Origin of the sequence: Dyadobacter sp. NIV53, from assembly GCF_019711195.1 — a bacterium.
Classification (GTDB): Bacteria; Bacteroidota; Bacteroidia; order Cytophagales; family Spirosomataceae; genus Dyadobacter.
Genome location: NZ_CP081299.1, coordinates 446,791 through 470,401, shown reverse-complemented (window position 1 = coordinate 470,401; position 23,611 = coordinate 446,791). Strand labels below are relative to the sequence as shown.

Genomic DNA, 23,611 nt, shown 5'->3' with positions numbered 1-23,611 from the left:
CCGTGGTATGCTGTGATCAACGAATAAACATTTTATCTTCTTTGGCATATTCACGTGCAATTCCTTCCATCAGATCGGCGGTTTGTATTTCGTTGCTTTTATTAGAAATTGCGACTAGTGAAGCATAGGCCATGATATTGGTAATATTGGCGCCGCTCAGTTCGTACTGCCGTGCAATGAATTCCAGAGCGTTTGATTCTGCCAGTTTCGCTTGTTTTGGCAAACTATTGTTCCAAAGCTGGATACGTTCGGAAAAAGATGGCACGGGGAAATAAATAATTGAGTTGAACCTGCGCAAAAAGGCAGTGTCAATATTATGCTTAAAATTAGAAGCTAGAATTACCAATCCTGAAAAATCTTCCAGACGTTGTAAAAGATAACTTACCTCCTGGTTGGCATGGCGGTCGTGGGAGGATTGAACGGTAGTTCGTTTACCAAAAAGCGCATCTGCTTCATCGAAAAATAATATCCAGTCTTTGTGTTCGGCTTTGATAAAAATCTTTTCCAGGTTTTTTTCTGTTTCACCAATATATTTTGAAACAACCTGCGACAGGTCGATCCTGTAAACCGGCTTACCGAATTCTTTGCCGAAGAGTGTGGCCGTCAGTGTTTTTCCTGTACCCGGCGGTCCGTAAAACAAGGTTTTGAAACCAGGTTTAAGGCGGTGATGCATTTCCCAATCCTGCATCAGTTCGTGTTGATGTGCGAGCCACATGCGAACAAATTCAATCTGAACGTGGGTTTCTGCTGACACTACCAGATCTGTCCATTGCATCGTTGTATGCAGTGAGCGGGCCGGGAATTCGGGCCCGAAACGTGGCAATACATGCTGGCCAGTCAGCAACAGTTGCACAAATTCATCATTCAGTACCAGCCTGCCGCTCATGCGTGGTTCGCCTTCTTTTACCGATTCAAGATATAAGATTTGCTCATGATGAAACCAGTGCTGCTCCGAGAAAAACTGCTGTACTTCAATACGAATTTGTACATTATTGCCTGCAAGCACAAACTGTATAGTTTCGCCCGTCGGTAAAGTTCCCCTGTGATTCGAACCTTTCACTCCGCCAAATTCAGGTAATTCTCCACCCTGCGGCAGAAATTCCTGAATGATCGTATCGTAGAAATTGGGTAACGCGTGTGGTACCAAAGCCATAAGCAATATCAGTGCCTCCGCATCAGTAGTTGATTTTCCCAGTTCTTTACTGAACAGTCCTGCAAAAGAAAAGCTTGTCTCCGCATTTTTGTCCAATTCCCGTCCAAAATGAAGCAGAAGTAGCTGACGTAAAAGTGTCTGGAGTTTTGGGAGGGATTGGAGCATAAATCAACTTCTAAGTCAGATTGTAAAAAATAAAAAATGTTTTATTTCCTTCTTATTGGATATCAGGCATAGCCGGAGTATACAGAACGGGCCGGTCCATATCCCTAGCAATTTCAACCGACCAGATGTAAGGAGTATATTCACTTCCCCAGCTTCCGTGAAAATGTTGTAAATAATACAAGGCAGGTAATCCCAGTAATTCCCATCTGCCGGCATCACTCACACCGGCACCATAATGATCAAAAATACGATAAACGACCGAAATGCCCGTTGGAGTTTGTACTACCGATGCTTCCAGCCTTACATATCCGCCCAGTACAGCCCAAACGAAATACTGGTCGTTGAGGTATCCGGGTTCATTAGAGTTAATATAACTGTCACCATCAAACCCACAAAGGGATCCGCCATGTGCATCAATATAGGCTAAAATGGCTGATTCAAACGAATCAGCAAAAGAAATGAAGGCACTTTCACGGCCAACAATCGCCGACATATCAGTGTTTGGATCAAAATTCATCCGCGATCCGTCACCAGAAATGAAATGATTGTAGAGCGCATTATCGTCTTCCGTCGCATAACCGGATGTACCCGTAAAAAATCCAACATTATAATCAATCAGGGCACCGGTTTCACCACCGACATAGTCGTAAGCAACTATAATGGATGTACGTTCACCGCTATGATGCGCCTTATCCAGGTCATGATCAGAATCATTTGTTTCATCATGGCCGTCAGAATAATTCATAAACAGGCAAAGTGAAGGAGAAGGCTCCGGTTCTGTTCCTGGTTCGGGTTCAGGAGCATGTGGCCGTACAATGGCAACACTCCGGTTAATACTTCTGCCTCCTTCAATAGGGCCGTGACTAAATACAGCAAGGCGTGCCGTGACTCCCCGCCGGTTCAGTACATCCTGAATTACCTCCTGAGCCCGAAGTGCCCTTGCGCATGATAAGTTCAGATTAAAATCAATGTCTCCCTCTTCGCTGGCTAATCCGTGGATTTCAACAAGTTCATTTGGTAAAATCGATTCCGCGTCGACACGCAGATCAAGCTCATTTCCTGTGGCGAAATTATCACAGGAAACATCAAACAAATAACGTGGCCTTTCAGGAACAGGCATGGAATTTCCAATACAACCGGCAGGACTGCCTATTTCCCTGGCTCCGCAGCTCCTCTGGATTTTTCTTTGTGAGGCGCCCTGCTGTACTACATGTGTAAGTTCATGGGCAAGCAAATATTTTCCTTCATTTGTATGTGGTGCATATTCACCGTTATTGAAAACAACGTGGTTTCCGGATGTATAAGCTTTTGCCTGAATGGCCGATGCAGATTCTGCCGCCTGACTACCGGTATGAACCCTTACATCAGCAAAATTATGACCAAAACGGCTTTCCATAAAATTGCGGGTACTTGTATCAAGGCTATTACCGCCACCCGAATTGATTACGTCATTTACAATTCCCGGAGCAGCTTCACCAGCCATATCGCCGGCACCTTTTTTCTGTAAATGTTTTTCCTCTTCCTCACAGGCAGCACATTTTCGCGAAATCATTCCGGCTGTTTGAGACATAACCGGCTGCTGACTGCTATCGGACATACGCATCACTTTATCAGCCACAGCATCGGCTTCCCGTTCATATATATCATTCGGTGAGCCAATGGTAAGCTTCGGCTGTATGAGAGGCGAGAAGAAAGAAGACTTAGACCTGTTTACAGATAAAGTTTGTTTGGATGATTCCGGCGATAATTTGTTTTGAGCTAATGATTTCATGGATCTAATTGAATTAACTCTTTGCAAAAAGTAACTAAAATATCCTGTCCCTTACAAAGGCCATTTAACCGGGCCGTTCGCTCCTCCCTGAAATGGAAGCTGATCTTCAAGTACAGGTGTGCAAGTGGGAATATTTATAGACCACAATAATTTTAGGAATTCAGAGATTCGTTTCAGATTTTCTTCCTCTTCAAACCTGCCTTCCAAATCTATGTATATTAGTTTGTACCTGAAGCGGTCGCAATCTTCATCAGTTTTATTGTATGATGAATTTCTGCTTAGACTGATTAAGAATTTTTCGGATGGGTCATAGGAAAAAAGATCAATACCCGGCAGATAGTAATCTGGATAGTTTTTTCCGATCCATTTTTCCAGGACCGGGGAAAATAAGTTAACCTGTTGTTTTATAAACGAGTCAGTATCAAAATATACATCGGTTGTAATCATTTCTATTTTACAGGTTGGGACGATGATGATTGTAAAGTTATAAAAGGGGTGGAATCAAAACCACTGTTTTTAGCTATCACACTAAAATCAAGATCAGGGATACTGAATTGTTTTTTCAGCGCTGCATTCAACAAAGCTAACTCGGGGAAATAATCGGAGCTCATATTTGCCTTACCCGTAACGATCCCGTTACCGAATGTGTGAGCAACAGAATTGAATTCTCTTTCATCGATTGCCCTTAATTTATCCGCGTTCATTCTTGCGGCAATCTTGATAATCTCTTCATTGCTCATGCTGTTCAAATCAATATTTCCCTTGGATTTGTCTTTGTATTTTACCTTATTATTAAATATGGAGCCAAGCTTTTTGTTATATTCAGTCGCTTCCATCATGATAGCCAGGTCATAATCCCACGTTTTCGGATTTTCGGCTGTTGGAGTTTTAGGCTTGGCAATTCCCATTGTTGCACTTCCCTGTAGACGGATTTCGGCATCTTTTAAACCCTGGACTCCATGGACACCATCAACTACCGCAGCGGAAAATTGAGTGAAATCTCTTTGTACATCGTCGAGCTTACTGCCTTTGGAACCTATAAATCCTTGTGGAATAACGAGTGTTTTGCCAAAGAATTTTCCCTCTATCATAACATCAATGACCCGTTTGACTTTTCCGTCGATAATCATTACATCGTTAAGTGCACCTCTTTCCTTTGAACCAAGATAGCAAACCACGTCAATTGCTTTTTCAAAATCTTTCTCACCGGATAAAGCTTCCACAACCATTGTACGGTAAACTGTGGAGCTTTCAAGCAGTGTTTCAACACCCGCTTCCACGTTTTCTTTGCTATACATAGCAGTTGATTTTTCTACTAACAGCTCTTTTTTAAATCCTTTTGTAATGACCTCTTCAAGTGTGGTACTGCCTAATGCCCTTCCCTGAAGTGTTTTGATACTCGAATGCAAGAGAACTACATTGATAACACCTAAGCCCACATTTTTTACAACAGCCCAATAGAAGGTGGCTTCATCTATGCGTCCTTCTTCCAGTGCTTTTGATAATCCGGAAAGCTCATCCACTCCTTTGCCTGATGTTACCAGAATTGCAGAAACGTTGGCCGCTGCATCCAGTTTGGCAACCCATTGTGTGTTAGCCGTTACATCCATCAGCACATAAAGATTTTTGTATTGCCTCAATGAAGCAATTCCACGCAATCCTCTTATAACAGGAAGTACCGAAACTGCTACATCTATTGCCAGTTCACCCCACCTTGCAGCTGTGACAGGGGCTCCATCTGCATAATCCTGCCCAATTTTTACAGATGCTCCCACAACAGTGGCAATAGCAGCAATGTCGCCCAACAAAGCAGCTGCACCACCGAAACTTGCCGCCGCTGCGCCTTCTGCAAACAAACCTACACCAGTTAGAGCCAGCGCAATCAAGCCAACAATTGCGGCCGCAGTCAAAATAACACCGCCTAATGTCCAGGGATGGCTTACTCTTACCACTCCGCCTTCACCAATAACCGTTTGATAATGTATGTAACCGGTACCAATACCTTCATCCTTGGTCAATAAATCAAAAACTTCCTGAGGTGGTGCAAATTCACCTGGATTTTTTGATTGTGTACGCTTAAAATCATTCAGTTTTCCCGGCTGGGTAAGGGTTGTGAAATTATAAATTACCCAGTCATCACCTACTTCCTGATAATATAAATCGAGTGGAATGCCCTTAATTTCGCTGCCTACCATGAGTGATGTACCATTTTCATTGGTAACATTACCCAGATCGGGATAATAGATGGCCTTTATTTTTTGTAACGGAGTTTTCTCTTTGGAAAGTGTGTCTTTTAACTGCTTGTCATAGGATAATTGGTAGCCGTACGCCTGAAGTTTTCGTTTTGTATCCTTATTTGCATTTTTATTATTAATTAACTGGTCCTCAACCCATAGGAAAAAGCTGCTGCGTAATAATGTAACGGCTGAATTATAATTGCCGGATAATATCAATGCCCTTACATCTTCAAATGGTTGTTTTACAGCTTTTACTGAGGATTGTGCCCTGGCTAAAGGCCCAACTCCTACACTTTTGTCCGATTGAGCTCCTGTGTATTTGTTTGTAATCTTGCTCGTAATAGTCCCGCCTGCCGGCCCAACACCATTAGCATTTACATCAGACGATTCATCACCTTTACCGCCTATCTCCGCAAGTAAGGAAGTAATAAATGCGTCCGATTTATCTTTAATCCATTGCTTGGCAGTATCATCTCCTTTTGCCGCATCTTCACTGTAAGCTGCCACGCCATAGGCCACTTCCATCCACTGCGCATAAATATTTGAGCCGGAAATATTTTCCTTCACTGCAAGCATTACGATCAGGCTCATTTCGTTGAGCAGATCATTAATTTCATGCTTTGGCAACTGCATTTCCTGTAATTTGAAAAATGCATTTTTTGCGGATTCAATGCGGAAACTTTCAACAGATCTTTTACCAAATCCATATTGCCATACACCATCTTTCAATACAAAACCAACCTTTACGGCAGGCATTGCAGATGATGGCTCGTCTGTGCTGGTATCAATGGGATATATATTGAGGCCATGTGCTGAATCAGACGAAACATAGTTATCCTTTTTTAATGGGTTAATCTCGTAGGTAACCATAAAGCCGGTGTTGGAATAGGGAGGCAAAAAACGATAGGAAACTGATCCGTTTGTTTCTTTCCATTTCTCAATGTCCAGTTCCTCGAAACTTACAGGTATAGGCAGTGTCAGTTCTCTTGCCGGGTGAGATTGTATTCCCTTATCACTATCTGATTTGCTGGCACCAATGGAGCATAATACAGTGTCTTCGTCATCCGGGTTTTTAATTATATGTAAAGTGAAATTCACATCATTAGCTGGGCCAACCTTAAAATCGAACCTGAAAGTTCCTCCCTGCTTGCTATGTTCGCCTTTTTCTTCAATGATCTTTTTGCTCAAAGCGTCATCAAAAGATGATGGTACTCCCAGGTCAAATGCTTGTGCACCTGTTATATCGATATTTTTGAATTCAATATCTTTATCAAGCTTCATCCCCTTTAAACGGTAGGTACCGGGAGTATGCTCAGGAATAATAATAATCCGGTAACCGGACATCTTATCTGCTTTATCTTTTTCATAGCCAACAATAATCATTTCGAGAGGATGGGTTCCATCAGTAATACCAGCTCCCGCATACATCGCATTGCTAACGTCAATACTATCCGGAGTTAGTGTTAATGTTTGTGTTTTAGTACCTGCAATGTGCCTGAAGGTTAGTGATACCGCATTTCCATTTGCTTTAATCGATGTATGTAATTCATGCGTAGAAAAGCTGCCATTCATATCCAGGTCAATTTCTACTCCATCTTTTAGAAAGGGATATTTCGCCGTTGTTTTTTTTACCGGCGCTGCTGCGGCAGGTTGTGGTGTTGGGACTGCCGGGTTTGAAATATAGGAATTAAGTACCCATGCTATTTCATAATCTGGACTGCCAGGTGGTTTAAGGCATACAGCACGCCAGTACTTTTGGTGAAATTGTCCGACTTCGACCGGAGTTCCGGCTATGAGTGCAAGAGAATGACCATTATTTCCCTGGATTTTTTTGCCTCTCTTTGACGTGCTGCCAGGAATTTCCGAATAATATGCGCGTGGAACACCGTTATGCTGATCTTCCGTTTCATCATTTATTACACCGCTGAAACTGAAAATAAAATCTTTGCCGCATTCATTGGAATACCGCTGTATTGATTTTCTTTCAAGACTTCCCGATTGCTGCACTGTATGGACCAGCTCATGGGCCAGCAGCTGTTTTCCCGAATCACTTTCGGCATTGTATTTACCCTGGTTAAAAAAAACATCATTACCCACTGTAAATGCCTGGGCATTAAGTTCCTGTGAAAGTTGTACAGCTTTGGAATCCGTATGTATCCTGACGGCTGAAAAGTTATTTCCAAAACGCGTTTCCATGAAATTACGTGTACTTTGGTCTATCGGACTGCCACCGCCTTTCGCCGATTCTATCTGTCCTGAAATAACATCACTGGCAATTCCACCACCATCATTTCCCCTTTTCTGAATAACCGGAGTAATATCATCATTGATAGATTTTTTCTGAATATGTTTTTCTTCTTCTTCGCAAGCCGCACATTTCCGGGAAATCAAATCCTGTACAGGACTTGATTTTAAGGTTAAACCTGTGTCAGTCATCCGCATTACCTTATCTGCTATATTATCCGCTTCCTGTTCATACACATCATTTGGTGAACCAATGGTGAGTTTCGGCTGAAAGAAAAATGACCGCCTGGCATTACTGTTTTTAGATGCGGAAGATTTTGAAATGTGCTCGGATTCTGACATTTGATGAGTTTATACCAATGGCTCAATAGAAAAAACATCCAGTTTACTGGTCCTGAAATTACGTACTCTTTTCAGTACTGCATTGCCATTATTTGATCCGCCATTGTTGGTATTTCCTTCAACAGTTTCAAAGGTATCATTGTCTATTTTTGTTATAATACCTGTATGTGTCCAATCGTGAGGAGTCTTTTGTAAAAGGAAAATATCACCTGGTCTCACTTTCTCCGGATTGGACCGCACTGAAGCAAATCTTTGTAATAATCCTTTTTGCAGGCCGGTGGTGCCCACTGTATCGCAGCTATAAGTAAGAGGCATTAATGTTTTAAAATTTTTACCTTGTAAAGTCGCTGCCTGATCGATGATTGCCTGTACAAAACCCATGCACCAGAACCATTCTGTACCCTCATTACCACCCATATAGGCGCGAACCCATGGCCCCGAATTAGCTTCATTATTGATTACCAGCTCAAAGGGGACGCTTTTCAGGTGATTTAAAGCAGTATTTACTACCAGCTCGCGTAATCCATTCCCGCTTACATTTCCCTCAAAAGCATCCTTCATAGGTTCACAAAGCAGGCTGAACGTTTCCTGATCGATAACGCCTGTTTCTGAAAGGTTTTTAGCTTTTTGAAAATTAATGACAGCTTTCTCTGTGGCCGTACCATAATCACCATCAATACCGGTTGCAGTACCGGATGATGGATTGGACATGGCAAATAAGGTTAACCATGATTGAATTTTTATTACATCGTTCTTTTTATTACCCGCGCCATTACGTTTCTGGATGGCCGAAATCGTAAGCTCTTTTTGAAAATTGTTTTTTTGCATGGTAGTATATTGTAATGAATAGATCAATTTTTTTGATATGAATCACTTCTGTTTTCCCGGATTTAAAACAATTGAAGTTGTGTTTCAGTCTTTCATTTCAAGTTTCAGTTTTAACAGCATACCATCCGGTGTCGCCGGTTTTTTCCCAAAAGTGGAAATCAGGAGCGCATTATCCGGCCCCAAGGATAATCCACTCGGAAAGTCCAGTCCGGAAATTAATGGATAACTTTTTGCCGGATCTTTGTCCAGATCAATCACTGACAACCGCCCGCTCTCAGGTTTACCGAAATTCCCGAATTCCAATAGCAGCAATAATCTGTTCGGCATCATGGCAACCCCAACTAAATTTGAAAATCCCCGTGCAACTGTTCTGGGTGTGATAGATTTAGCAACAGGATTCCAGCTTATCAGGTAACCGTCATTTTGGCCGGTACCAACTACTGCTCCATAGATTTCTCCTGTTTTTAAATCTTCAGCCAGACCTTCAACGCCCGTTGTTACATCAAATACTGGTTTCATGGGGTTGGGATTGATCACATCCAGATTTCCCTGATATACAGATTTGGTACCACCCGTGGCAACAATTACAGGCGTTTTCTTAGGTAGCAGAATACCAAATGGATTAATGGATTCAGTACGCTGAATTTCAATTTCACGCCCTTTATCAGCAGTTGTTGGGAATTTGGCTTCGTCATAAATAAAAATGTGCCCGCTATCCTGTGATGCCGCCACGATCCAGGTCTTTTTATCAGGAATAGCAGCAAGTCCGAGAACACTAATTGGATATCCTCCATAGCTATCCATTCCGAAACCCGTGATCAACGGAACAGCTTCTTTGTCTTTAAATTCACTGATCGTTCCTTTTCCGCTTTCTGCAAAAACAATCCTGTTATCAATAAAAACGGGCGTGGCCGGATTGTTCAAATCATCAAGCAGGATCTCTGGTTTAGTTATAGTTTTCAGGAAAGGGTTTTCATGCATCACAATTTTATCTAACCGTTCATCACGTTTGCAGGAAAATAAGATCATTGTAAATGCAAGAATCAGTAATCTCGAAAAAACTGTATGTGCCTGGTTTAGAACATCCTTGCTTTTCATAGTATTTAGTTATTATCAGTTCATGAAAATTGTCCAGTTTACGGCTTCAATGAAAATTCAATAATTGAATTAGTCATTCTGATTTATTCAGGGCCTGCCAAATCCGGCTCCGCCCGGGCCTCTGCTGCATCCGGTACCATTTTGTCGTCCTGTTACCGGATCACAGGTACAGCCAGTGCCACCGGGTCTTTGATTTCCTGGAAAACGCGGATACGGATTTGCCCCGGAGGTAATATCAATAAGTGGAGTTGGGATTCTTCCCGCCATTCTGCCCGATTCAGTGAGTGTAATGGAAGCCTGCTGTACACTTGTGCTGCTGGCACTAATACTGTAATTTATTACCTGAAAGCCTCCGCCAAGACTTACCTGGCCAGAAGTTGATCCTCCGATGCACGGAAGGCTGCCTAACGAAAGCCTCTGGCTCACAGTATCACCCGGGTCACCAGGCCGGCCACCCCGGTTTCTGTCATCTACGGCTAATACAAGCGGCCCGCTTACATTGGCAGGCGTTCCTGCCGGTAAGTTATCTTCAGATAGTCTCATTCCCGGCTGGGTTCCTGGTGTCCTCGAACGTCCCGGTGTAACTACGCCGGTAGCAATGTGTGATGCCTGGCCTTCCTGTTCCCGGATTGTTCCCGTACCGGATGGATTTGGAATTGTCCTTCCCGTAAAACTTTTACCTTCCAGTATTGCTGAATAATTTACTGACAAGGGCATTGTTGTACCTGATGAGCTACATGTGCAAGGATCAAGGATCAGGTTCACGCTTATTCTTGCAGTTTCATAGTCACACTCAGCCCAGTCGTCATTGCCTCTTGAATACACTGCACCTACAACACTGCCAGGACAGGAGGTCGGGGTTGTCACTTGTTGCCTTTGAATTTTAGGCGTTATTCCATCACCTTGCTGTACCACATGCGTCAGTTCATGCCCCAGCAACCTTTTTCCACTTTCACTTCCCGGCGAATACTGTCCGCTGTTAAATACAATATTGCTGCCCGATGTAAAAGCCAGTGCATTGATTGATTGTGCAGATTTTGCCGCAACTGAATCCGTATGCACTTTCACCTGACTGAAATCATAGCCAAACCTTGGTTCATAAAAACTACGGACGTCCTTGGGCAGGAACTGTCCGCTACTGTTCAGGCCGCCAACGTAACTTTCCAGATTACTGTCGGCACTGGCTTTTGTACTGTTTATTTCTTTAAGCTGCATTTTCTTTTCTTCTTCCTCACAATGCGCACATTTCCGCTGTAACGAGGTAACCGGCAAAGATTTCAATTGTACGCCGGGTTGTTCCATTCGCATGATTTTGTCGGCCATCGCATCCGCTTCCTGTTCATAAATATCATTGGGAGAACCAATTGAAAGTTTAGGCTGGATAGCCGGAGTGAAAAAGGATGACCTGGGCTGGCTGCCAAAAAAAGTTGTTTTGCGGCTGTTTCTGGCAGTGGATTGTAATTCATATATGGAAGTATTCATAGTCTGATCAGTTTACCATTCCACCCGGAGCATTTCGGGCATAAAAGTGTTTTGGATCATGCTGATTGTCCACGGCAAATGATCCAGAAGCATATCATAAGGACGTTGTTCCACCTTCAGAAACCACTGGTTATCCTTGTGGCTGAGTTTTCCGTTTCTTACCAGAAATGACCCCCGTAGTTCATCCGTTCGCGTACTTTTTAGCGCAGTCCAGTATTCCAGTACAGCGTTCAGCAGATTTTCCGAGGCAGTTTTCTCAATTTCTGTAAGTTCAAATTCGTTTTCTATCGGCGTTGTAAAAGGCAAACCGCACATAATTTTATGAAGAGACAAGTCGGTTTCTTCAGCAGTACTTTGGCCCGAAACCAGATAATTGCACAGTAATACTGCCCGTCGTTGTTTTACATTGCTTTTCCATTGGTTGTTATCCAGCAGATTTGTTTTTTTAAAAAACACAGGTAAAAACGGATGTAGTAAAACCAGCCCGGCCTGGTTAATGTAAATAGCTTCTGAGTCGTCATCAACCTGAATCTGTTTTACTTTTTGCTTTACATTATCCGGACTGGTTTTTAAGACCAGTACCTTGCTGACTTCAGCCAGAATAGTTTCGTTTTCATCAATCTGAATAGTTTTTTGTATGTATTCAATCCATATGTTTTGTTGTTTTTCTGAAAGTAAAGCCCGCATTGATTTAATCAGGACATCTTTACCGGTGCTAACCGGAAAAGCTTCTAAAAGCAAGGCAAGCCGGAAGTGATTTTCCAGTTGTGTACGTTTCTGCTCAGAAACGCCAATTTCCAGAAAAGCACCTTTCCATGTTTTTTGAACAAAAAGTGTATTAAAAGAAGAGAGCACTTCTGGTTTCTTTGAAACAAGATTTGCAAGAACCGCTTTAATGAATTCAGATGAAAACTGCCACACTAATCGGGTGAGTACGGTATAATCCTGCTGAACCAGCTGAACAATCTGATTGGATAATTTACCGGTGATTTTCAGTTGGTTTTCAAGCTCCGATATCGTACGTACCGGGCTGTTCCATGCAAACGAACCGGTTTGTAAAAACTTTAAAAATGTGGTTTCAACCGGGACATCTATACTTGTAATGGTTGCTTCTTTGTTTATCGTTTCTTCCTGCTTAGCGTGTTTGTTATATGCCATTTCAAACGTCCGTTTGTTAAGCTTTTTCCGGAGCTGTTCTTCCATTTGTTCAATTGTTTTTTGGACAAATGTTTTCTGCCAGTTTTCAACAGCAAGATCTCCGAGATCCAGGACCAGGCTGTCTATTTTCCAGTGTTCATTTTCAGGTGCGTAACGGTCAAACAATTTATCCAAAGCAGGATACAAAGTGGTACGGCAAAGATCTGAGACTTCGTTCTGGGTCTCAAAGGCAAGCCCGACATCACCTATTTCGATGCTGATCTCATGTTTGCCGATTACGTGCCTGTTTGCCATCAGAACTCGTCTTTGTTTTCTAAATGTGTACTCACATCATCCAGCTTAATTACCCTGACAGAGGTGTTGTCACAATCAGGTTTTGAATCACTATCCAAATCAACATGTGCTGTTAAGGAGATAATTAATTCGCCATTATTTCCCCTGATTGTCTCCAGGAATTTTTCACTATTAAGAGGAATTTGTATTTGTACGGACGGTTTATTCGGAATATTTTGAACATCGAAAGGCGCAATTTTCCATTGATAAAGTAAATGTGTCTGGTCTTTGGCATTGAGCGTTATGAGAACGTTTTGATTCGTTGTAACAACAGTCGTTTCCAGCTTAATGGTATAATTGGCATTCGGTTTAACAATTGTAATGCTAAGTTGTTTTCCCCGATAGGTCAGGTCAAAAGTTTTTGTGGTCTCATGAATTTGATTTCTCGGTACAAAACAAGCTTCCTTTTCATCGGTAAAGATCAATCCGCCCGGATTTTCAATCTGGCTGTTATTTTGATATTGTTCGTCAACTTTGAAACAGAACATCTTGTCATCCTGCCAGCAATAGATCAATTGTTCAATCTCAAAAATTACGTCGCTTTCTGGCTGCTGCACTATGATTTCTGTTTCTGCATCCGAACCGGAACAAGGGGCATTCTGTGCATTGACCCTTACCCGGAAAATATGCCGTTGCTCATTTTCACTCAGTGAGTATTTGTGTGAAACGGGGTTACCTGTTGCGGTGGTACCATCTCCAAAATCCCAGTTATATGTTTCGCCTTCAACCGGATTTAAAATGGTAAATGTGATTTCATCTCCCGGCCTGGCTTCATCATGGGTAGAAGCCTCAATTTTGATTGCTTCTGTACGCGCGTTTTTAATGATAATTGTAACAGGATCAGAAGTTTGACCGTCTGCCTCATAGGTGAGGGTAAAAGTGCCGGCCCCCAGTGTAACCGGAATAATTACATTATTTGCAACAACCTGCCCGTTGGCCTTTAAAACACCTCCTTCGGGTGAAGTTACCGGTGTATATGCCTTCTGGTCATTACTGCAAAAAATAACCGGATCAATAGAAAGTGTTGGTTTTACAGGTTCTTTCGGCGTTTCCAGAATATAAGTTATACCCGGACCGTCACCGCAGCATAAGTAAGGCAAATAAAAATCTGCGAAAACGATACCATCTGCAATTTCAGGTTCCTTTTCAACAACAGGCTGAAAAAAGTCATTGCCCAGCAATTCGAGAATGGTTTTTCGTTTTACCGGATCGTCTATGCCTTTGAAACGTTCATTAAATGAATCTTCAAAACAATCACAATCATCACTTTCCTCCACGTTTACAGCTGTGGTTGCAGCAACAGCTTCATCTGAAACGCCTATGTTTCCTGCAACCCTGCGTTTTGTAATTTGCCTTGCACTATCGGCATACACCAAAATAAATGTACCGCCTTTCACCACACCTGCTTTGTGTTCGAGGCCGGGATGGATTTGAGAGTAATATTCAAAATACTGCATTTTAAGCAATTCAATTACCCTGTTGCGGTAATCCTGGTACAATGCCCGAAATGGCCCTTTTGCAATGGACAACCCAATTTCATCCAGATGGTCTATCAGATCCTCGGCGAAGACGGCATTTAATTTCTGGTCGTTGTTTGCCAGGCGCTGGCGTAGTTCTGTTGCTTTACTATCTGCATCAGCCTCAATCATTTCGTAAAGCCGGATAAAAGCGCGGTAATGCGCAATGAATTCTGATAAATCGTTGAACATAAAGCGCTTGGAAGTGACCAGATGTCCTATGAAAGTCCTGAGCCATGCTGTTCCAACTGCCTGGTTAGCATCGTTTTTATTATCGTCCAGCCATTCAATATTTTGTCCTATTATGGCTTCCCATTCCCGCCGGACCACATCATATGTAATTTCCAGATCACTGAGGCTTTTCCTGATCAGAGTGTAATCGATATCCAGCTCATCGAACTTCTTGGCTTTCAGTGCAATTACCTGAACAGGCAGGCGATACTGTTGAATCTGAAGCACAATTTCTCCGAGCGCTCTCTGATAATTCAACCCAATATGGCCTTCAATTCTCAGGAAATTGTACGCTTCAATATCAAACAAAAGTGGTGTTCTAATGGCTGGGCTGGTCGAATATAAATCCGCCCGGTATCCCAGATTTGTATCTGCTTTGTACCGGCGCGTTTTATCATAATTCCAGTATTGGTATAATGGAACAGGTGAATAATAATAGGGGATTGCTTTGTCAGAAAGCGGCACATCGCCCAATTTTGACGGTGTGATCCGGATTGGTGAAATTCTACTGATATTTGCTGCAAAGCTGTTGGTATTGTTCGTCTGTGTATTACCAAAATTTTTGATCAGTAAAACCAGCCGTTTAAACAATGAACGGATACCGGCAACCAATGCATCGTTACAACCTACTATTGGTGAGTGTATAAAATAATTCCGGAATATGCGGAAAGGTGCCAGATTGATATTCTGGCCAAGATCTGTTGTACTGAAAATAGCTCTGCCAAGTAATAAATGATAAGGAAAAAGAGCTTCATCCGGACAGCAAAGGGTAAGGCATTCGGTGCCTTTTTCATGAATTTCAGTATACGTTTTTACAAGATCGTCTATCCAGTCGAATACATATTGACATACAACTGCGTATTTTAGATTATCCCGTGTTTGGGTTAAAGTTATTTTAAGCTGAGAAAAATCGCCCGAAAAATCCTCGTAAAGTATTGGTTTGAAGGTATTATATGCCAACTGTAAAGTGTCTGATACGGTTGAGACCGTGGTATCATCCATTAATTTTCCGAAGGCGGTCAAAATATCTTTCGGTGTTTGCAAAATTGTTGCTGTTACGTCAAACCTCCGCAAATGCAGGTCCGGTAGCGCAAAACGGCTATCGAGCAAATTGACCGGGATTTTACCATTGCCTCTTGCTAATTTTTCTGCATCCGAAATGGTGATCAGTAATGGACGTAAAATGAAATCCATACGTTTGCCCTTGTCACTGCAATCCGTTGTATCACAATTTTTTAGATCGAGTAAGTCCGCTTCAAGCAATAGCATCATGACTTTGTCATCCAGAAATGCCGGTGAAAGTACATCATCGCCACTTTGCTGTGTGTCTGATAATTCCCATGGACTAAGAGTTTCGTATATTTTGGTAAGCGCATTTTGCTCTGTAAATGTCTTTGGCAAAGTAATTTTCCGGGCAAACTTGTAAGTCGTTGTTTTTTCAAACAGGATCAGCAAGCCCAATGACGTGACCCCGCAGCCACGTGAAATGGTGAGCGCATCAATTTGATTATAGTTCAGTTCAAGACCGCACACAATACCAATGCCGATCAGATGAGTGCGGGTAAGCCTGTTTTGGGCATCAAGATAATTGAAGGCGTCATTCAGATGCTTGTTGGTAAGCACCTGATCGGCTTCAAAAACGGGATATTGCATGGGCAGTGCCATAGTATTAATGATTTTACGAGTTGTATATTTTTTAAAATGTTCCCAGTGAGCTGCTTCCCAGAACAATGGCGCTTTCGCTTTCGCCCTCTTCACAGTCGTGAAGCCGCCCTCCCGGATATTCGCTGTGCAATGTTTCCAATATGGTCAGTAAGTTATCGTTGGCATCTCTTAATGCTTCATCATGATCGCTGTCGGGGCAAAGTGGCGTTGCATATAACTGCATTGCATCGAGCCATGCACGGTATGCAACTTCAAGCCGGTGCATATCCACATTTGATACCCAGCAGATTTTAAGTGAAACGTGCGCAGGAGCTTCTGTACGCATTATTTCTTCGGCATACTGGCGGAAATACATGTTACGGAAACGTTCCGGCCAGAATGGCAAAATTACCGTTGCCCGAAAAGAATAAGGATCGTCGTCACAGCAATCGGTGCAGTCTTTTCCCAGGCACACGCGCATCAGTTTATAAAGATTGTTCCTTGGCCGGAGCAGTATATGTTCCAGTAAATACATTCCTTCACCTGCGCTGCAGCGGCTTGCAAACAGATCAACCAGTTTTTCTTTTGCACGGTCGGCTTCCAGCCATGTCGGGTACGTTTCCAGCGTTTGTGCTATCACTTCACCGTTCTCCGGATCAATGATCTGGAGAACGATGGTACCATCAGCGAGTTTTTTGCAATAATATCTTTGTGGGTTTGTAAACCAGTATTTCATCCGGTCTGCATCAGTCTGTGCGTCAGCTTCGGCCGTATATTTTTTTACTGAAAGCAATGTCAGCAGCACGTTTCCATCTTCGTCTTTAACCAAAAATATACAGGTCTGTGCAGTTACGTCAAAGGCGGAAACCTCGACAATGGCAGGGCAGGAGAGGTCTCTTCTATTGAAGTTTTCAATACCTAAGAGTCTTGACACGCGCTTTTCAAATCCTGAAACATTATCGGTATCCCAGATTACATTCACTACCTGATTGCCCGAAGCATCATGTTTGAGCGGATGGTAATCGAATGCTTTACCCCGTTCTGAGCTTGTAACGGCATAATCTTCCAGAAACTTTATTTTATCTTTTGCAAGACGTGCCGAATCAGTTTTTACAAATTGTACACTTCCCGACTGCGAGCTGAACTGGAACATCAGCATAGTGTACTGGTTGAAATTTTCTGCAAAACGCGCCAGCAGATGATCCAGAAAACGTTGCTGACGGTCTTCAAATACTGCCTGAGTTTCACCCAGCCTTTGCCAGGCGGTTAAGTTGGTCAGGTCCAGTACATCTTCCAGGTTATTCTGATAGATTTCGGTGGCAAAGTCGTCTGTTTCCACGCCCTTAATTCCGGTCAGATATTGGCTGAAATAAGTTTGTGTAAGATTTTCCGTTGAAATTAACCGTCTGGCATTTTTAAGCTGCTGAAAAAAATCGGCAAGCAGCTGATCGTAAAAAAGCAGGTATGCTTTCAATTGTTTGGCTTGTGCTTTACGCAAAGGCGTTGCTTTTGAGGGTAAACCAAATGCTCCGACTCCATAAACCTGCGGAAATTCGTACTGGATAGAATAATAATCGGCAAGCTCCCTGAAATTGCCATTCGGAATATTCATATCATCCGTATGCCCTTTCAGTTTATTGCGGTTACGAACTGCATGCAGAAATTTTAGCGTGTCCTCCACCTCCTGCAACCGCGCCGTGTCAGTGATCGTAAATGGTATTTTACCCTTAAAAAACAAAAACTTTGATTTCTGATGGCTTAACACAACCTTGGTACCTTTTGGCACATGCAAACACCATTTCTGGTTTTTCTGAACAGGATCAGGATTGCCGTTTTTATCATAAAGTGTAAGCAGCATGTTCTTTACACACCGCACACCCGGAATATCCATCAGCAGATTGATGATGTCAGAAGTATAGATTTCCTGTCTAAGCTGTGTGTTTTCCAGTTCATTTGTATCAATAAATCCATGGTGAAGTATTGGCCCTTCAAAAATCTCATCACTGGTTTTTCCTTTATCCAATAGTTCTTTTAAGGTAAAAAAGGAAACGGATGGGTTGAGGTAATTTTCAATCAAAAAATACATTTCGGCCAAAACCTTTTCGGTATCTGCATCAGGCAGCAAGTCTATGTCCACACATATTCCCAGCTCCTTCACAAGTACAGGTTCAATACAAAGCCAGTCTTCGCACAGGTTGCGGTTTTCATGAATTGTAATTTTTACCTCTTTTACAATTTCAAGTGCATTTTGCAATTTCTTAAGCAACAGGTCGAACCAGGCAGCTAATACAGTAACAGTAGTATAGGCCTGTATTTTAGAAGTACTGACTGCAAAATCAGATGATGGCTTGCTTGCCAGGACCAGATCAAAACCAAAATTTGTGGTCGTCACCAGATTCACAACATCAATTTTCCAGCGATTTTTCTTCACGTCAGGCTGTGACACTGTAATGGTTCCGATGTTTATTTCTGTTGCCAGGTCAGTCAATAAATCCAGAAAACTTTCGCCATCCTTCCAGTTATCATAAAAGGGAACGATCTCAAAAGCGGTGCCGTAAAGGTCTTTGGCCGGATCAGGGTTTTGTTCGAAAACCTGATGATAAATGACACCATTATTCAAATCTCCGAATTCATCGGTACTGTCCAGATCCAGCATGAATTTTTGTAAACCCCGCAGACTGACTTCACAACCAGTTTTGGTGTATACAAGCTGGTCGTTCACACAATCAGCATAAATGGGAATTTCGGCTGGCAGAGGCAAATGATATCCGTCAGCATCTTTTTCGTCGAGTTCATAAATAAGCCACGCATTGTGTACGCCAATGATGTCTACAACGAGTTTTCTGTAATCCAGTTCGCTTACGGGGCGGTTGGTCAGTATATTCTTCGCTGTAAAAAATGTTTTATTCTGAATCAGCCCATCTGTGTTTTCTGTTAAAAGGTCTTTGATATCGAAATCGGTACGATAACCCAGTTCTGTGAGGGCATAACACAGTATTTCGTGTGTAGTAATCCCGGGGTCGGGACTATTAAAATTCGTCCAAAGCTTGTTGCCGAGGCTCTCAATATAACCCATGCCCGTTTTTCGCAGCAGTTCGTAGTCCTGGCTGGGTGGTAACGTACGGTTTTTGGCTATATAAACATCTTGCTGATTCATACACAAACACAGGTTTTGTCGGCAGACGTTAAAACAGTGATAATATGGCGGGTATTTCCATTTTTGTACGAAGTGATCACCGACCTTGACGAGGTCGTGTAAGCTTCTTCCACATCGGATTTGTATATAATTCCGTCAACATAATGATTCATTTTAAAACAGGTTACATAGTCTACATACGTCTGCTCTTCCACCAGGTTCAGTACAACCGACTTGCATAAATGGCCCCCAAATTCTATATCCCAGGCAGTATTGTATGCCCATGGAGCCAGGAATTCCTCAACGCGCCTGTTTAATACTTCCCGGTAATAGGAGGGATCAATGGCTGGGTCTTCTATGAATTTTACACTAAACTCAAACTGGACCTGCTCAAATTTCGGATTGCGTACATCAAGCCGTACGTGAGCTGAAATGATCTTTTTTAAAAACTGACTGATCTTTTCCAGCGTTGCAATGTTAACCAGCGGACGAAGCGGGTCAATTGCATTTTTATTCTGCAAATTCGCAACAGGAACCACTGTGACATAACCCGGTGCTATTTCGTCCTGTAAATGCGTATGATTCAAACACTTTACCTTATATAATTCATCCGGAAATGCCTCCAAAACAATATGCTCATAATCCCAGATGGTAATGCCCCGTTGTTTGTGACGAAGCCGTTCGCTCACTCGTACATAAAAGTGCGGATCGGTTTCAGTAACCCTGCCGCCAAAACTGTTGTACGGCTGACTCATCTTTTTAATCGCGGCATTGCTGATTACAGTTTTACTGATCGTATTACCTGCCAGCGATTTTTCAAAGACAATTCCTTGTTTGTTATAGTCAAAAAATGTAGCACGAACTGCCTGCGTATGTATTCCAATAATGTTGCAGGCAGCCGCAGTGCGTTCTTTCACAGTAAGACGGAGCCAGTGAAAACCCGAATCCAGAATAGTATTGGTATTGCCGGCATCGGCGGGAATTTGTGTTTGTACGATACCCGAATGAATCAGGTCTTCGGTTCCGTCAGAAATACTTTGACTGTCAAATGTTTTCCAGCTGTTGTTTGCCAGATAATCAAAAACTACTTCTGTCTTATCTAATTCGGGATCAGCTGAACCTTCTGCCAATTGAAAAAGTGTAGATAATGAAGAGTCAGGCGTTAATTTTTCGAAACCAACATATAATTCACCTTCATTATCGAATGCAGGCAAGAGTTTTAATCCGGTTTGTGGAACGGGTTTTTTTGTGCCAAAAGGCAAGACATGAAAAAACTGTAATTCTGATTCATTCAGCAAAGTAGTTCCCGACAAATCAAATGATTTCCAGAATATATAATTGATAGCCAGTGACTTGATCTGTGGCGTGTAAGGCTGGGCAGGTGTATCATTCACTGTTGCATTGGTTGCTGAATCTACAAGCCGTTTGATATAATCACCATGGCCAAAATCTGTATCTGTTTCGAAACGCACAAATCCCCTTTTGCTATCCGTTGTTAATGGCACGTCCGGTGAAAAATCGGGTGCAATCGGGTGGGGGTTAGAAAATTTAATATCTGTATCAGGACGGTTTCCTGCTGGGATAGTCCATTGTCCGCCATCCAGATAACGGACACTTACATTGTTTCCAGCTATTGCTGCATTGTCCCATTCGATGGATAAACCGGCGTTAAGAACATTTGTTCCGCCGGTAGTATCGTATTTTTGAAAAACCTCGTGACTGCCAATTGTAAAACCAGCACCTTTTTTAGGAATTCCGCCAAAAGGTAAAAATGGTTTGGCCGGATCGAGCGGCCCAAGATCGTTTGAAAGTGAAAACTTTTTCAATCCTCCAACCCAGCAGCCAGTGGTGATTTTCGTAAAGCCAAGGTCATACCATGCTCGTGCATTACTGGTATTTTTAAATGTGAATTTGGCTACTGGTAAAACAGTATTGAAGGTATCAGCATGTAATTTCTGACTGAACGGCACAAATGCAGGATCATTGGGATTGAGATAAAGCCAAATGATGCTTCCAAGTACACCTTTCTGTGAATCAGGAATAATAAACCAGCCCTTTTCACCGGAAATGTGAATATCAAACAATGAGACATCCACCGATACCGGAGCCCCGTCTTTTTCGAAAAAAATTCCCAGTATCCGTCCACCGCCCTGGCAGTAGAAATGATGTGAAGCCACAGCAAAACCAACCGTAGCCGGCTTGCGTGTATCGTCCCCAAAAGGTTTCCACTGTCCATCGGCTGCGGTTATCTTGCCACCCTGTCCGTCAATAGAATTGGCAGTAGCGGAAGCATATACGGATTTTTCGGTGGCACTGGTTTCTACAAATACTGATTTATACAATGCGGCCTGAGCCTGATTGATGACAGTATCCGATGTGCTTTTGTAAAACAATTCTTTACCTGCATCATTTTTGCCGGCTTTGAAAACGGTGTCTTTTGCGAGAAGAAACTTGTCCGTATTTTTTGCCAGTTCTATAATTAAGTGAACAAAGTCTGGTTGTGAGGCCTTGTTTTTTAATTGTAAAATGTCTTTGTAATAAAAATCCAGATGCCTTTTTGTGAACTCATTCAGGTTGTTCTGTATGCCTTTAAAAAGTTTAAGGAATGTCAGAAAAAGCGCATAATGAGGTGTGTGGTCAGGAAAATTGTCAAGGGTTTGTTCGAGATACAGTCCGGCTTGCTGATTCAGCTGTGCAATTGCCCGAAACAGGGAATCAATCTGCGCAATAAATAAATTATGCGAAGCCATGTTTTTAACTTTCTCAGGAACATTTGCGCCAATGAACGCAGGAACAATAGCCAAAGAAGGATCACCCCAAAGAGCTGTGTTGAGCCCAGAAGTGGCGTTGGCAACTGTTTCGAGTGGTATGGCGAGTGAATCTCTTAATCCGCTGTCCGTTAAAACAAGCGGTGTTGGTACATTGGCCAGTGCGTTGTCATATTGTTTTTTTAATTTCTTGTAGGGTTCCTGAATCCGGGATTCTATTAAAGTCTGGAAATATTCACGGAAAGCCATTTCATTTGGAATTTGTACCAAAAGCTGGTCAATACGTTGCAACAGCGTAAACAACAATTCGAATAACAATGTGAAATGCTGCTGTGCTTCCGCTTCTGTAAGAGGTGTTTTAAGCTTTGCTATAATTGTCAGGGCTATTTTATAGAAAAATTGCGCATTCGTTTTTGAAAGCTCAGCCAGTACAGCAGAAATATCCCATTGCATAAAAGCCTGCCAGTCACTTTCAGATACATTACTGGCATTGTAATATTTGATGTAACGGGCATATTCTTTTGCAAACAACATAAGATCGGCAGTGCTGCGCTCGTCAATCTTTACAAAGGAGGGTTCCAATGCTTTTAACAGCCGTTGTAACTGGCTGCTGCCGGAATGTTGCAAGGGGTTAATATGTGTACAGGTACCAGCCATTATAAATTAATATTTGTGCCCTCTTCTTTGTAAAAAGGAAAGACGTAATTAAATCGGGTATTGGTGGCGCGGATCGTGTATTCTACTTTTACCCACACCAAACCTTCTTCCTCGTTGCTTTTTGAAAAATCTATGCTGTTCAGTTCTACGCGCGGCTCATGGTAAAGAATGGCCACCCTTATCCGCTCCCTGATGTAGGTCAGGAATGTGGTTGTAATTGGTTCAAAAACAAGTTCTTCCATATTGCAGCCAAAGTCAGAACGAAGTACTCTTTCACCCAGCCTGGTATTAAGTATGATTTCCAGACTGATCCTGACATTTGCTTCATCAGATAGCATTTCGACCGCTCGTGCAGTACGTTCAAAAGTGGGTGGAAAACCCCAGCCTGTACCTAAAAAAGACTTGTTCATGGTATTTATGTATTCTTGAAATCAGAAAATAAATGTGCGAAATACCTTCATCAAACGTATTGCGGTTATTGAAAACCAAATGTGGATAGCAAGATGCTAACAGCCTAAAACTATCCTCCAATCATCACTGTTGGAAAACCTGCGGCAATGCTGCCTCCGTGTGCTGTGGTATCGCCTAAACGTGCAGCGGGCATTCCACCGATCAATACGGTTCCTGATCCTTTTACAATCACATCCGGTGGGCCTACACACAAACACATATCACCCACACGGGCTGCCGGCAAACTGCCAATTAAAACAGTGGGTGCTCCGGCTGGTAAAATCGGTCCGCCAACGTGCGGCTTTGGCCCGTCGGACATCGGGCAAACATGCATATCGGTTATTCGTGCGGCTGGTGGCATTTTTAGGTAAGAGTTAAGAGTTAAAAAGTTAGAGTT

At 42.5% G+C, this 23,611-nt stretch carries 13 protein-coding genes; all 13 read right to left on the bottom strand.

The genetic code is table 11. The features are described from left to right. Positions 1-16: 16 nt before the first annotated feature. Entirely contained in the window at positions 17-1,318 is a 1,302-nt protein-coding gene (locus KZC02_RS01900; RefSeq protein ID WP_221392549.1) for an ATP-binding protein, read from the bottom strand. A 52-nt stretch (positions 1,319-1,370) separates the two neighbouring features. After that, entirely contained in the window at positions 1,371-3,089 is a 1,719-nt protein-coding gene (locus tag KZC02_RS01895; RefSeq protein WP_221392548.1) for a DUF4157 domain-containing protein, read from the bottom strand. Between the two features lie 51 nt (positions 3,090-3,140). Continuing rightward, positions 3,141-3,536: a hypothetical protein gene (locus KZC02_RS01890; RefSeq protein ID WP_221392547.1), complete on the bottom strand. Its 396-nt coding sequence runs from the start codon at positions 3,534-3,536 to the stop codon at positions 3,141-3,143. Between the two features lie 2 nt (positions 3,537-3,538). After that, positions 3,539-7,912, bottom strand: a complete 4,374-nt coding sequence (locus KZC02_RS01885; RefSeq protein ID WP_221392546.1) for a DUF4157 domain-containing protein — start codon at positions 7,910-7,912, stop codon at positions 3,539-3,541. Between the two features lie 9 nt (positions 7,913-7,921). After that, positions 7,922-8,740: a peptidoglycan-binding protein gene (locus KZC02_RS01880; protein ID WP_221392545.1), complete on the bottom strand. Its 819-nt coding sequence runs from the start codon at positions 8,738-8,740 to the stop codon at positions 7,922-7,924. Positions 8,741-8,824: 84 nt separating this feature from the next. Continuing rightward, positions 8,825-9,838, bottom strand: a complete 1,014-nt coding sequence (locus KZC02_RS01875; RefSeq protein ID WP_221392544.1) for a hypothetical protein — start codon at positions 9,836-9,838, stop codon at positions 8,825-8,827. 87 nt (positions 9,839-9,925) lie between these two features. Beyond that, positions 9,926-11,320, bottom strand: coding sequence for a DUF4157 domain-containing protein (locus KZC02_RS01870; RefSeq protein WP_221392543.1), 1,395 nt, complete (start codon positions 11,318-11,320; stop codon positions 9,926-9,928). A 12-nt stretch (positions 11,321-11,332) separates the two neighbouring features. Next, a complete protein-coding gene (locus tag KZC02_RS01865; RefSeq protein ID WP_221392542.1) occupies positions 11,333-12,772 on the bottom strand; it encodes a contractile injection system tape measure protein in 1,440 nt (479 codons plus the stop codon). Then, on the bottom strand, positions 12,772-16,317 hold the full coding sequence (locus KZC02_RS01860; RefSeq protein ID WP_221392541.1) for a PKD domain-containing protein: 3,546 nt from the start codon (positions 16,315-16,317) through the stop codon (positions 12,772-12,774). The genes KZC02_RS01865 and KZC02_RS01860 overlap by 1 nt, the downstream gene beginning before the upstream one ends. Then, complete coding sequence (locus tag KZC02_RS01855; RefSeq protein ID WP_221392540.1) at positions 16,256-19,360, bottom strand: hypothetical protein; 3,105 nt, start codon at positions 19,358-19,360, stop codon at positions 16,256-16,258. Before KZC02_RS01855 ends, KZC02_RS01860 begins: the two co-directional genes overlap by 62 nt. Continuing rightward, on the bottom strand, positions 19,357-22,764 hold the full coding sequence (locus tag KZC02_RS01850) for a hypothetical protein (protein ID WP_221392539.1): 3,408 nt from the start codon (positions 22,762-22,764) through the stop codon (positions 19,357-19,359). Before KZC02_RS01850 ends, KZC02_RS01855 begins: the two co-directional genes overlap by 4 nt. Then, complete coding sequence (locus tag KZC02_RS01845) at positions 22,764-23,174, bottom strand: GPW/gp25 family protein (protein WP_229253955.1); 411 nt, start codon at positions 23,172-23,174, stop codon at positions 22,764-22,766. Before KZC02_RS01845 ends, KZC02_RS01850 begins: the two co-directional genes overlap by 1 nt. Before the next feature lie 110 nt (positions 23,175-23,284). Further along, positions 23,285-23,575: a PAAR domain-containing protein gene (locus KZC02_RS01840; RefSeq protein WP_221392538.1), complete on the bottom strand. Its 291-nt coding sequence runs from the start codon at positions 23,573-23,575 to the stop codon at positions 23,285-23,287. Between the last annotated feature and the right edge of the window lie 36 nt (positions 23,576-23,611).

Coding starts and splice junctions, on each gene's coding strand:
- KZC02_RS01880 (WP_221392545.1), bottom strand. CDS start 8,740: ATGCAAAAAAACAATTTTCAAAAAGAGCTTACGATTTCGGCCATCCAG.
- KZC02_RS01850 (WP_221392539.1), bottom strand. CDS start 22,764: ATGGCTGGTACCTGTACACATATTAACCCCTTGCAACATTCCGGCAGC.
- KZC02_RS01865 (WP_221392542.1), bottom strand. CDS start 12,772: ATGGCAAACAGGCACGTAATCGGCAAACATGAGATCAGCATCGAAATA.
- KZC02_RS01875 (WP_221392544.1), bottom strand. CDS start 9,838: ATGAAAAGCAAGGATGTTCTAAACCAGGCACATACAGTTTTTTCGAGA.
- KZC02_RS01900 (WP_221392549.1), bottom strand. CDS start 1,318: ATGCTCCAATCCCTCCCAAAACTCCAGACACTTTTACGTCAGCTACTT.
- KZC02_RS01885 (WP_221392546.1), bottom strand. CDS start 7,912: ATGTCAGAATCCGAGCACATTTCAAAATCTTCCGCATCTAAAAACAGT.
- KZC02_RS01895 (WP_221392548.1), bottom strand. CDS start 3,089: ATGAAATCATTAGCTCAAAACAAATTATCGCCGGAATCATCCAAACAA.
- KZC02_RS01845 (WP_229253955.1), bottom strand. CDS start 23,174: ATGAACAAGTCTTTTTTAGGTACAGGCTGGGGTTTTCCACCCACTTTT.
- KZC02_RS01855 (WP_221392540.1), bottom strand. CDS start 19,360: ATGAATCAGCAAGATGTTTATATAGCCAAAAACCGTACGTTACCACCC.
- KZC02_RS01890 (WP_221392547.1), bottom strand. CDS start 3,536: ATGATTACAACCGATGTATATTTTGATACTGACTCGTTTATAAAACAA.
- KZC02_RS01870 (WP_221392543.1), bottom strand. CDS start 11,320: ATGAATACTTCCATATATGAATTACAATCCACTGCCAGAAACAGCCGC.
- KZC02_RS01840 (WP_221392538.1), bottom strand. CDS start 23,575: ATGCCACCAGCCGCACGAATAACCGATATGCATGTTTGCCCGATGTCC.